General features: G+C 66.8%; 10 protein-coding genes. 2 read left to right on the top strand and 8 right to left on the bottom strand.

What is annotated here, in order from left to right; translation table 11 throughout:
- Positions 1-34: 34 nt before the first annotated feature.
- Positions 35-886 carry a formyltetrahydrofolate deformylase gene (purU, locus tag AC2A1N_RS08335; protein ID WP_061480748.1) on the bottom strand — a complete coding sequence of 284 codons (852 nt, stop codon included), beginning with the start codon at positions 884-886 and terminating at the stop codon, positions 35-37.
- Between the two features lie 114 nt (positions 887-1,000).
- Between purU and AC2A1N_RS08330 the strand changes: the two genes are divergently transcribed.
- On the top strand, positions 1,001-1,903 hold the full coding sequence (locus tag AC2A1N_RS08330) for a LysR family transcriptional regulator (protein WP_484372004.1): 903 nt from the start codon (positions 1,001-1,003) through the stop codon (positions 1,901-1,903).
- A 3-nt stretch (positions 1,904-1,906) separates the two neighbouring features.
- Here the strand turns inward: AC2A1N_RS08330 and AC2A1N_RS08325 are convergent, their stop codons facing one another.
- From AC2A1N_RS08325 to AC2A1N_RS08315, 3 genes are all read right to left on the bottom strand, one after another.
- The gene (locus AC2A1N_RS08325; RefSeq protein WP_072167307.1) at positions 1,907-3,007 is read right to left on the bottom strand and encodes an NADH:flavin oxidoreductase/NADH oxidase; all 1,101 of its coding nucleotides are present in this window, start codon (positions 3,005-3,007) and stop codon (positions 1,907-1,909) included.
- Between the two features lie 165 nt (positions 3,008-3,172).
- Entirely contained in the window at positions 3,173-3,979 is an 807-nt protein-coding gene (locus tag AC2A1N_RS08320; protein WP_484372002.1) for an NAD-dependent protein deacetylase, read from the bottom strand.
- 43 nt (positions 3,980-4,022) lie between these two features.
- Positions 4,023-4,424 (bottom strand): acyl-CoA thioesterase, encoded by a 402-nt coding sequence (locus AC2A1N_RS08315; protein WP_021203756.1) that lies wholly within the window; start codon positions 4,422-4,424, stop codon positions 4,023-4,025.
- Between the two features lie 90 nt (positions 4,425-4,514).
- Here AC2A1N_RS08315 and AC2A1N_RS08310 point away from each other — a divergent pair, with 90 nt between their 5' ends.
- A complete protein-coding gene (locus AC2A1N_RS08310) occupies positions 4,515-5,150 on the top strand; it encodes a LysE family translocator (protein ID WP_061480273.1) in 636 nt (211 codons plus the stop codon).
- A gap of 106 nt (positions 5,151-5,256) precedes the next feature.
- Here AC2A1N_RS08310 and AC2A1N_RS08305 read toward each other — a convergent pair whose 3' ends face one another.
- The 4 genes from AC2A1N_RS08305 to AC2A1N_RS08290 form a co-directional block, all read right to left on the bottom strand.
- Positions 5,257-6,276, bottom strand: a complete 1,020-nt coding sequence (locus AC2A1N_RS08305) for a ribonucleotide-diphosphate reductase subunit beta (RefSeq protein ID WP_005420683.1) — start codon at positions 6,274-6,276, stop codon at positions 5,257-5,259.
- A 147-nt stretch (positions 6,277-6,423) separates the two neighbouring features.
- A complete protein-coding gene (locus AC2A1N_RS08300) occupies positions 6,424-8,826 on the bottom strand; it encodes a ribonucleoside-diphosphate reductase subunit alpha (protein WP_061480272.1) in 2,403 nt (800 codons plus the stop codon).
- A 643-nt stretch (positions 8,827-9,469) separates the two neighbouring features.
- Entirely contained in the window at positions 9,470-10,570 is a 1,101-nt protein-coding gene (gene zapE / locus AC2A1N_RS08295; RefSeq protein ID WP_061480271.1) for a cell division protein ZapE, read from the bottom strand.
- Positions 10,567-11,238, bottom strand: coding sequence for an alpha/beta hydrolase (locus AC2A1N_RS08290; RefSeq protein WP_061480270.1), 672 nt, complete (start codon positions 11,236-11,238; stop codon positions 10,567-10,569). The genes zapE and AC2A1N_RS08290 overlap by 4 nt, the downstream gene beginning before the upstream one ends.
- Positions 11,239-11,277 lie beyond the last annotated feature (39 nt).

The following is an 11,277-nucleotide window of genomic DNA, read 5'->3' as shown; positions in this document are numbered from 1 at the left end:
GCCGGGCCATGCCCGGCGGACGCGGGATGGGCGATTACCGGAACACCACCGTGCGATGCCCATTGAGCAGGATGCGATGCTCCACATGGCGGCGAACCGCGCGCGCCAGCACCAGCGATTCGGTGTCGCTGCCCAGCCGCACCAGCTCGCGCGGCGCCATGGCGTGGTCAACGCGGGCCACGTCCTGTTCGATGATCGGGCCTTCGTCCAGATCCTCGGTGACGTAGTGCGCGGTGGCACCGATGATCTTGACCCCGCGCGCGTGCGCCTGGTGATAGGGCTGCGCGCCCTTGAAGCTGGGCAGGAAGCTGTGGTGGATGTTGATCGCACGGCCGGCCAGCGCACGGCACAGCGTGGGTGACAGAATCTGCATGTAGCGCGCCAGCACCACCAGGTCGATGCGCTCACGCTCGACCAGGTCGATGATCTGCTGCTCCTGCACCGCACGCGTATCGGCGGTCACCGGCAAGTGGTGGAACGGTACCTGGTAGGACGCGGCCAATGGCGCGAAGTCGGCGTGGTTGGACGCCACTGCCGCGATGTCGACCTTCAGCTGGCCGCTGTGGGCGCGGAACAGCAGGTCGTTGAGGCAATGCCCCTGCTTGCTGACCAGCACCAGCAGGCGTGCCCGGCGGCGGCCGTCATGCAGCTGCCAGTCCATGCCGAAGCCTTCGGCAAGTTTGGCCATCGCGGCATGCACGGTCTCCAGCGGCAGGCCGGCGTCGCGGTCGAAATGCACGCGCAGGAAGAAGCGGCCGCTCTCCTCGTCACCGAACTGCTGGGCGTCGAGGATGTTGCAGCCGTGGTCGAACAACAGGCCGGACACACGGTAGACGATGCCGGTACGGTCCGGGCAGGACAGGGTGAGGATGGAGTCGGGGCGCATCGCCACAGTGTAGGCCAGCAGGGTGTCGATCGGAGCGATGGTCACCGATGCAAGCGAAGGGCTTGGTTCTGTCCTAAGCGATACTTGGCCATCACCGTGGCAAGCTGGTCGGTCATGAACCTGTTGCAATTGATCCGCAGCTTCACCCGCACCGCAGAGACCGGCAGCATTGCCGCCGCGGCCCGCATCCTTGGCATCAGCGCCACCGCTGTCGGCCAGAACATCCACCGGCTGGAGGCCCATCTGGGCGTACGGTTGCTGAACCGAAGTACGCGGCAGCTGGCCCTCAGCGAGGCCGGCGCGCTGTACCTGGCGCAGGTGCGCCACATCGAAGCCGACCTGGCGCGCGCGCAGGCGATGGTCACCTCCGGTGACATCGAACCGGCGGGGCCGCTGCGCATCGCCAGCAGCAGCGCGTTCGGTCGCCACGTGCTGGCACCGTTGCTGCCGTCGCTGCAGCAACGCTACCCGCAGCTGCAGCTGGAGCTGCGCCTGACCGACCGCGCCGTGCAGCATGGTCCAGAGGCGGTGGATGCCAGCATCCGCATCGGCGCGCAGCTGGAAGACGGCGTCGTCGCACGGCAGCTGGCGCGCGTGCCGTTCGTGTTCTGTGCCGCGCCGGCCTACCTGCAGGCCCATGGCACGCCGCAGGAACCCGCCGAACTGGGTCGCCATCGCGGGCTGCTGCACCGCTTCCCGACCGATGGCCGGCCGCTGCGCTGGGGCCTGCTGAAGGACGGCCTGCGCGTGGACGCCGCGCTGCCACCGAGCATGGTCTGCGATGACATCGATGCGCTGGCGGCGGCCGGTGCCGGCATCACCCGGCTCGCCGCATTCGTGGCCGAGCCGTACCTGCGCGATGGCCGCCTGCAGGCGGTGTTCGGCGCCGACACCGCGTGGCGCCCGGAACCGATGGAAGTCTACTTCTGCGTCAGCGACCGCCGCGATTTCACCGCCAAGATCCGCGCGCTGTTCGAGCACCTGCAGGCCGGCATGGCGCCGGCCTGGCGGGTGTGAGCCTCAGCGCGCCTTGAACACGCCACGCGCCTCGCGCGGCTCGCAGCGCAGGTACTGCGGCGCCGGTTCCACGCTGTCGCGCAATGCGGCAGCAGCGTGCCACGGCCAGCGCGGGTCGTAGAGGATGCCGCGTGCCAGCGCTACCGCATCGGCGTGGCGATGGCGCAGGATCGATTCGGCTTGCTCGGGCTCGGTGATCATGCCCACCGCGATCACCGGCATGCGTACCTTGGCCTTGATCGCCGCGGCGAACGGCACCTGGTAGCCCGGGCCGACGGTGATCTTCTGGCGCTCGTCCAGGCCACCGCTGGAAACGTGCAGGAAGTTGCAGCCGCGCGCGTCCAGCACCTGGGCCAGTGCTTCGCTCTGCACCAGATCCCAGCCACCCTCGACCCAGTCGCTGGCGGAAATGCGCACGCCCACGGCGATCCTGTCCGATACCGCCGCACGCACCGCGTCGAACACTTCCACGAGCAGTCGCAGGCGGTTCGGCAGCGAGCCGCCATAGCCATCGGTGCGGCGGTTGCTCAGCGGCGACAGGAACTGGTGCAGCAGGTAGCCGTGCGCGGCATGCAGCTCGATCAGCTCGAAGCCCAGGCGCTCGGCGCGCACCGCACTGGCGGCGAAGGCGGCGATCACCTCGGCGATGCCGGCCTCGTCCAGTTCCTGCGGTGCCGGATCGGCGGCATGGAACGGCAGCGGCGACGGCGCCACCGTGGCCCAGCCACGCGCATCATCGGCCGGTAGCTGGCCGCCGCCGTCCCACGGGCGCTTCACCGAGGCCTTGCGACCGGCGTGGCCGAGCTGGATGCCCAGCGGCATCGGCGACCAGCGGCGGACGCTGGCCAGCACCTGTGCCAACGCGGCCTCGGTGCCGTCGTCCCACAAGCCCAGGTCGGCCCAGCTGATGCGGCCGCGCGGCTCGACCGCAGTGGCTTCCAGGATCAGCAGGCCGGCGCCGGACTGCGCCAGGTTGCCCAGGTGCATGGCGTGCCAGTCGCTGGCACGACCGTCTTCGGCGGAGTACTGGCACATCGGCGCGATGACGATGCGGTTGGACAGGGTCAGGGGGCCGAACGAGATCGGCGAGAACAGCTGGCTCAAGACGGTGATGAACGACGTAGGGGGTGCGTATTGCACCGCTGCGCGGCTCGCGGATCAACCATCTGGATGGATCGCTGTTTCGCGGGGACGCATGATGGGTAGCGCCGGGCCATGCCCGGCGAACGTGCGGCGCGGCACCCCGTTTCCGCCGGGCATGGCCCGGCGCTACCCGGTAACGAGCCCTGCCAGCGCTTCAGCGCAGTCCCGCTCATCCTTGAACAACAGCAGGTCGTCGGCTCGGGTGCGGCCTCGGTTCAGCGCCGCTACCGGCAACCCTGCCTTCGCGGCCGCCTGCACGAAGCGGAAGCCGGAATAGACCATCAGCGACGAGCCCACCACCAGCACGGCGTCGGCCTGCTGCAGGTGATCGTGCACCGCCGCCACCCGTTCACGCGGCACGTTTTCGCCGAAGAACACCACATCCGGCTTCAGCAGGCCACCGCAGTACGGACAATCGGGCACCACGAACGTGGAGAAATCGGTCTCCAGATCGGCATCGCCATCGGGCGCGATACCGGCATCCAGCGCATCCCAGCCCGGATTGGCCTCCAGCAGCCGCTGCTGGAAATCCTCGCGGCCACTGCGGCGCTCACAGCTCATGCAGCGCACCCGGTCCAGGCGGCCATGCAGGTCGATCACCTTGTGGCTGCCGGCGCGCTGGTGCAGGCCGTCCACGTTCTGGGTCAGCAGCAGCTGCAGCTTGCCGCGGTTTTCCAGTGCGGCCAGGGCCTGGTGGGTACCGTTGGGCCGGGCCAGGCCGAAGCGCGGCCAGCCCAGCAGGCTGCGCGCCCAGTAGCGCTGGCGGGTACCCGCTTCGCCCATGAACGCCTGGTAGGTCACCGGCGGCGTGCGTTTCCACTGGCCGTCGGTATCGCGATAGTCGGGAATGCCCGAGGCGGTGCTGCAACCGGCGCCGGTCAGCACGAACAGGCGCTGGGCGCGGTCGATGAAGTCGGTCAGCGGCGAGGTCATGGCTGCCAGATGGGGGCGCCGCAGCGCCCGTGCAAGCGCCGGCTCAGGCGGCCGGCAGCGGCGGCACCGCGATCGGGTGGCCGTCCTCGTCCAGCGCGATCATCACGAAGTGGCCGCGGGTACACAGCTTGCGCTCACCGCTGTGCAGGTCCTCGGCGACCAGTTCCACCTCGACCTTCATCGAGCTGCGCCCGACTTCGACGATGCGGCCGATGGTTTCCACCATCTGGCCGATGCGGATCGGCAGCTTGAAGTCGACCTGGTCGCTGCGCGCGGTCACCACGGTGCGGCGCGAATAGCGGGCGGCGGCCAGGAAGGCGGCCTTGTCCATCCACGCCAATGCCTGGCCACCGAACAGGGTGCCAAGGTGGTTGGTGTGGTTGGGGAAAACGATTTCGGCCATGCGCACTTCGGTGGGCGGCACGGTTTCGGGGATCGGGGTCATGGGGGTGCTTCGGTGTGGGGTCCGTCAATTTTAAGCCAGGCCCCGTGCAGGCGACGCTACACTGCGCCACGCCCACTGCCAGGACCGCCCATGCCCGCACTTTCCGACCTGTTGGCCTTTGCGCTGGTTTCGCTGGCCATGGTGCTCACGCCCGGGCCGAACATGATCTACGTCATCTCGCGCTCGATCTGCCAGGGGCCGCTCGCCGGGCTGATCTCGCTGGGCGGGGTGGCGCTGGGCTTCGTGTTCTACATGCTGTGCGCGGCACTGGGCATCACCGCCCTGCTGATGACCGTGCCGTTCGCCTATGAGGCGCTGCGCATCGGTGGCGCGCTGTACCTGCTGTACCTGGCGTGGCAGGCGCTGAAGCCCGGTGGCCGTTCGCCGTTCGCGGTGCGCGAGCTGCCGCAGGACAGCCCGCGCAGACTGTTCACGATGGGCTTGCTGACCAATCTGCTGAACCCGAAAGTGGCGGTGATGTACCTGTCGCTGCTGCCGCAGTTCCTGCATCCCGATGGCGAAGGCAGCGTGCTGATGCAGTCGATCGTGCTGGGCTGCACCCAGATCCTGGTCAGCGTCAGCGTGAACGGCCTGATCGCGCTGGCCGCCGGCAGCATCGCCGGCTTCCTGGCCGCGCGCCCCACCTGGCAGAGGCTGCAGCGCTGGCTGATGGGCACGGTGCTGGCCGGGTTGGCGGTGCGCATGGCGGTGGAAGGACGGCGCTAGCGCTTTGTAGAGTCGAGCCACGCTCGACTCTACAAAAGCCAGGCGCGCAACAAAAAACCCCGGCATTGGCCGGGGTTTTTCGTTGCGACAGGCCTGACCGGTTCGATCAGAAGTTCATGTCGAAGGCGACTTCGCCCTGCACGCCGACCTGGTAGGCCGAGACGCGGCGTTCGAAGAAGTTGGTCAGTTCCTGCACGTCCTGCAGTTCCATGAACGGCAGCGGGTTGCGCACGTTGTACTTCTTTTCCATGCCCAGTTTGGCGAAGTGCTGATCGGCACAATGCTGCAGGTACTGGCGCATGTCACGGGTCGAGATGCCGGCCACGCCGCCGGACAGCACGTCCTCGGCGAACTGCACTTCGCATTCGATGGCTTCGGCCAACATGTCGTAGACCTGCTGCTTCATCTCGTCGTCGAACAGGTCCGGCTCTTCCTCACGCACCACGCGCACCGACTCGAAGGCGAACTCCATGTGCGCGCTTTCGTCGCGGAACACCCAGTTGGTGCCCGAAGCCAGGCCCGGCAGCAGGCCGCGCGAACGGAAGTAGTACACGTAGGCGAAGGCAGCGAAGAAGAACAGGCCTTCGATGCAGGCAGCGAAGCAGATCTGGTTGAGCAGGAACTGGCGGCGCTGTTCGCGGGTCTCGATGCGGGTCAGGTCCTGGATCGAGTCGATCCACTTGAAGCAGAAATCGGCCTTCTTCTTGATCGAGTCGATGTTCTCCACCGCCGAGAACGCCTTGGCGCGCTCTTCCGGGTCCGGCAGGTAGTTGTCGAGCAGGGTCAGGTAGAACTGCACGTGCAGTGCTTCTTCATACAGCTGGCGCGACAGGTACATGCGCGCTTCCGGCGCATTGAGGTGCTGGTACAGGTTCAGCACCAGGTTGTTGGACACGATCGAGTCGCCGGTGGCGAAGAACGCGACCAGGCGGTGGATCAGGTGGCGCTCGCCCGGCGACATCTTGCTGTGCAGGTCGGTGATGTCGATCTGGAAGTTGATCTCTTCCACCGTCCAGGTGTTCTTGATCGCATTCCGGTACATGTCATAGAACTGCGGGTAGCGCATCGGGCGCAGGGTCAGTTCAAAACCGGGATCGAGCAGCATCTGCTTGGGCTTGTCGGCCATGGGTGTTTCCTTGAATTCTCGGGTCAAAACGCCGGGCATGGCCCGGCGCTACCTTGGTGTTTCCGTGCTGCAGCCGAGCATGGCTTGGCTCTGCAGGTGCGAGGTGTTCGAGTGCCGACCAACGGTCGGCACCCACCGCGCGGCGTGTTACTGGCAGGCCTCGCAGGCTTCCGGGTTTTCCAGCGAGCAGGCGATGGCTTCGTCCGGGCTGAACACCTTGGCCGGTGCGGCGGCACTCACCGTGGTCTTGGCGATCTTGGTGGCCGGGCGCGAACGCAGGTAGTAGGTGGTCTTGATGCCCTGCTTCCAGGCGTACATGTACATGGAGGACATCGCGCCGATGTTCGGGCTTTCCATGAACAGGTTGAGCGAGGCCGACTGGTCGATGAAGGCGCCACGCTCGGCGGCCATGTCGATCAGCGAACGCATCGGCAGTTCCCACGCGGTGCGGTAGACCTCGCGCAGCGTTTCCGGGATCTGCGCCACGCCGGCGATCGAGCCTTCGGCCAGCTTGATGGCATCGCGCATTTCCGGCGTCCACAGGCCCAGCTTCTTCAGCTCGTTGACCAGGTAGCGGTTGACCTGCAGGAAGTCACCGGACAGGGTCTCGCGCTTGAACAGGTTGGACACCTGCGGCTCGACGCACTCGTAGCAACCGGCGATCGAGGCGATGGTCGCGGTCGGCGCGATCGCGATCATCAGCGAGTTGCGCAGGCCGTGTTCCTTGATGCGCTCACGCAGGGCATCCCAGCGCGCGGTGTCTTCCGGCACCACGTTCCAGGCGTCGAACTGCAGTTCGCCGCTGGCGGCACGGGTGTCGTTGAACGACGGGTGCTTGCCGCGTTCCTGGGCCAGCTCGCAGGAGGTTTCCAGCGCGTGGAAGTAGATCGCTTCGGCGATCTTCTTCGACAGCGCGCGGGCTTCGGCGCTGTCGAACGGCAGGCGCTTGCGGAAGAACACATCCTGCAGGCCCATGCAGCCCAGGCCGACCGGACGCCAGCGCAGGTTGGCGCGGCGGGCGGTTTCGATCGGGTAGAAGTTCAGGTCGATGACGCGGTCGAGCTGGCGCACGGCCAGGCGCACGGTCTCGGCCAGCTTCTCGAAGTCGAACTCGTTGTGCTCGTCGAAGTGGTTGCCCAGGTTGATCGAACCCAGGTTGCACACTGCGGTTTCATCGTTGGAAGTGACTTCCAGGATTTCAGTGCACAGGTTGGACAGGTGGATCACGTTGCCCGGACGCAGGGTCTGGTTGCTGGCGCGGTTGCACTTGTCCTTGAAGGTCATCCAGCCGTTGCCGGTCTCGGCCAGCGTACGCATCATGCGGGCGTACAGCTTGCGCGCGGAGATGGTGCGGTTGGCCTTGCCCTGGGCTTCGGCCTGCAGGTAGGCAGCCTCGAAGGCTTCGCCAAACAGGTCGGTGAACTCCGGCACGACGCGCGGATCAAACAGCGACCATTCCTGGTCGGCCTCGACGCGCTTCATGAACAGGTCCGGCACCCAGTTGGCCAGGTTCAGGTTGTGCGCACGGCGGGCTTCGTCACCGGTGTTGTCACGCAGTTCGAGGAAGTCCTCGATGTCGGCGTGCCAGGTTTCCAGGTACACGCAGGCTGCGCCCTTGCGCTTGCCGCCCTGGTTCACCGCGGCCACGGACGAATCCATGGTCTTCAGCCACGGCACGATGCCGTTGGAGTGGCCGTTGGTCGACTTGATCAGCGAGCCACGCGAACGCACGCGGGTGTAGCTGACGCCGATGCCGCCGGAGAACTTCGACAGCTGGGCGATGTCGCCATACTTGGCATAGATCGACTCCAGCGAGTCCTGCGGCGAGTCCAGCAGGAAGCACGAGGACAGCTGCTCGTGGGTGGTGCCGGAGTTGAACAGGGTCGGGCTGGACGGCAGGTAGTCCAGGTTGCCCATGCGCTTGTACAGCGCCAGGGTCTCGGACACGTCCTCGCTCAGCGCGCTGGCGATGCGCAGGAAGAACTGCTGCGGGGTCTCGATCACCTTGCGGGTGTGCGGATGGCGCAGCAGGTAACGGTCGTACAGGGTACGCAGGCCGAAGTAATCGAAGTTCAGATCCAGCGAGATATCGATGGCGTCGTTGAGCTTGCGCGCATTGGTCTGCACGAAGTTCAGCAGGCGGTCGTTGATCAGGCCGACTTCATGGCCACGGCTGACTGACTGCGAGAAGGCGTAGATTTCCTGGCCCGAGACTTCCTTGGCAATGTAGTTGGCCAGCAGGCGCGCAGCGAGGCGGCCGTACTCGGGCTCTTCGCCAATCAGCAGGGCGGCGGTGCGGATGGACAGTTCGTCCAGCTCGCGGGTGGTAGCGCCGTTGTACAGGCCGGAAATGGTGCGGGTGGCCACGCGCATCGGATCGACGGCGTGCAGGCCTTCGGAGGAACGCTGCACCGCGCGCACGATCTTGTTCAGGTCCACCAGCTCGGTGGTCCCGTTGCGCTTGGTCACACTCATCGCGTTGGCCGTCGGCGGCGACGTCAACAGGAATTCGCTTTCCTTCTCGATGGTGGCGCTGGATTCGGTGCTCACGGCGTATGTCCTCTTGGCGTGATTGGGGGTGCTCGATGCATCGGGGTGACGCAACCCGGGACATGACGGCCCAGGATGGCAGGACGGCGTCGCAGGGGATGAGACCCTGCGCCTGCCACTGCCGTTGACGATCGCGGGAGGTATTGCTGCCAGCCCCCAGACCTGGGGTTGCTGCGACCGACGGCCACAAGATAGTGGGGGTAGTGGGGTCCGTCAACGCCAAATGTAGTGAAATTCGGCAATCCCTTGCGCCGCAAGGATCGTGCCATCGGCGCCCTGATCAGACGCTTCAGACCTGCCGGAACGGGCTGCGCAGTCAAGCCCGAAAGGCGTCATTGCGGTGGTACAACGCGCTGCGGAAACGGAACAATGACAGCTTCACATGACAGTGATGAAACTGGCTAGGGACAACCCTGTGGATAGGTGGTGGGCATCCGGTGGACGTCGGGATCACCCGCCGGGCAGCGACGCGACGCGAGGCCGCATGTGTCGGCCGGGCCGGATGGGCGCCGTTGGGAGCGCGGTTGCGCCCACCCGATAGCCGCGCCGTGCTGTTGTAGAGCCGAGCCCACGCTCGGCTGCTTTTGAATGATGTGCCGAAAAGCAGCCGAGCGTGGGCTCGGCTCTACAAACGGCACTACCCTCACGCCCGGTGCGGGGTGCCCAGGTACTCGGCGCTCTGCATCTCGATCAGGCGCGAGGCGGTGCGCTCGAACGCGCCCTGCAGGCGCTGGCCGGTGTACAGCTCGACCGGCGAGGTGCTGGCGGTGCAGACCAGGTTGACGTGGCGGTCGTACAACTCGTCGATCAGGTTGACGAAGCGGCGCGCGGCATCCTCGTTCAGGCGATCGAAGGCGGGAATGCCGCCCAGCAGCACCGTGTTGAACTCGTGCGCGATCTCGATGTAGTCCGAGGGCCCGCGCGGGCCCTCGCACAGCGCGGCGAAATCGAACCAGGCGATGCTCTTGCCGCGGCCGCGGACCGGAATCTTGCGGCCCTCGATCTCGATGTTGCCGGGCTTGGCCGGTTGGCCGCCGCTCAGTTCGCTCCAGCGCGTGGCCAGCCAGTCGTCGCTGTCGGCGGCCAACGGTGCGCGGTACACCGGCGAGCGGGTCAGCGCGCGCATGCGGTAGTCCTCGGTACCTTCGGCGTACAGCTCCACGCAGAAGCGCTGCAGCAGGCCGATGGCCGGCAGGAAGCTCTCGCGCTGCAGGCCGTTGAGGTACAGGTTCTCCACCGCGGTGTTGGAGGTGGTGACCAGGGTCACGCCTTCGGCGAACAGGCGCTCCAGCAGCCGCGCCAGCAGCATCGCATCACCGATGTCGGTGACGAAGAATTCGTCCAGCACCAGCACGCGCAGGTTGCTGCGCCACTCCTGGGCGATCTTCGCCAGCGGGTCGCTCTGCCCCTGGTGCTCACGCAGGCGCTCGTGGACGCTGCGCATGAAGCGATGGAAATGCGTGCGGTACTTCTGCTTGATCGGCAGCCCGTCGTAGAACAGGTCGACCAGGAAGGTCTTGCCGCGGCCGACGCCGCCCCAGAAGTACAGGCCCTTCACCGGCTCGGGCTTCTTCCAGAACGCGGACAGGCGGTCCAGCCAACCGTCCTCGGCACTGTCCAGCAGGCCCAGGTGGATGCGGTCCAGCTCGGCCAGCGCTGCATGCTGGGCCGGGTCGTCCTGCCAGTCACCACGGGCGACCCCTTCCGCGTACCGCTGCGACGGGGTCAACTCGGTTGCACTCATGCCGCCGCGCCCAACCAATGCTTCACGCCGTGGGTCAGTGCGCCGCGCAGGTCGATCAGCTTGCGGTGGAAGAAGTGGCTGGTCTCGGGCATGCGCACCAGCTCATGCGGGAACTCCAGCGTGTCCAGCCACTGGTAGACAGCCTGCGGGTCGACGATCTCGTCCTGCTCGCCCTGGATCACCAGCCAGCGCGCCGGCGGTACGATGCCATCGAAGTCCCAGCGGCCGGCCGGTGGCGCGATCGAGATCAGCGCTTCCGGCTGCAGCGCGGCAGCGGCCTTCAGCGACACGAACGAGCCGAAGCTGAAACCGGCCAACCACAGGCGGTCGTGCGGGCGCTGGCTGCGCACCCAGGCGGCGACCGCCTTCAGGTCATCCTGCTCGCCCACGCCGTGGTCGAACTCACCGGCCGACGCGCCAACACTGCGGAAGTTGAAGCGCACCGTAGCGATGCCCAGCTCGCGCAGGGTGGTGGCGGTCATGGTGACCACCTTGTTGTGCAGGGTGCCGCCTTCGGTGGACAGCGGATGGCAGACGATGGCCACGATCGGCTGCACCGGCGCGTCGGCCTTGGGCAGGTCGACGACCACTTCCAGCGGGCCGGCCGGGCCATCCAGTTGGAGACAGGCGGTTTCGCCGGGGGCGACGGGGAACGAGGGCTTGTGCATGGCACCATGATACCGTCCCCCGCCCCTGCCCTGTGCCCG

It is taken from the genome of Stenotrophomonas maltophilia group sp. SKK55 (assembly GCF_057179845.1).
The sequence above is the reverse complement of the archived record's forward strand: the minus strand, read 5'-3'. Positions and strand labels throughout refer to the sequence as shown.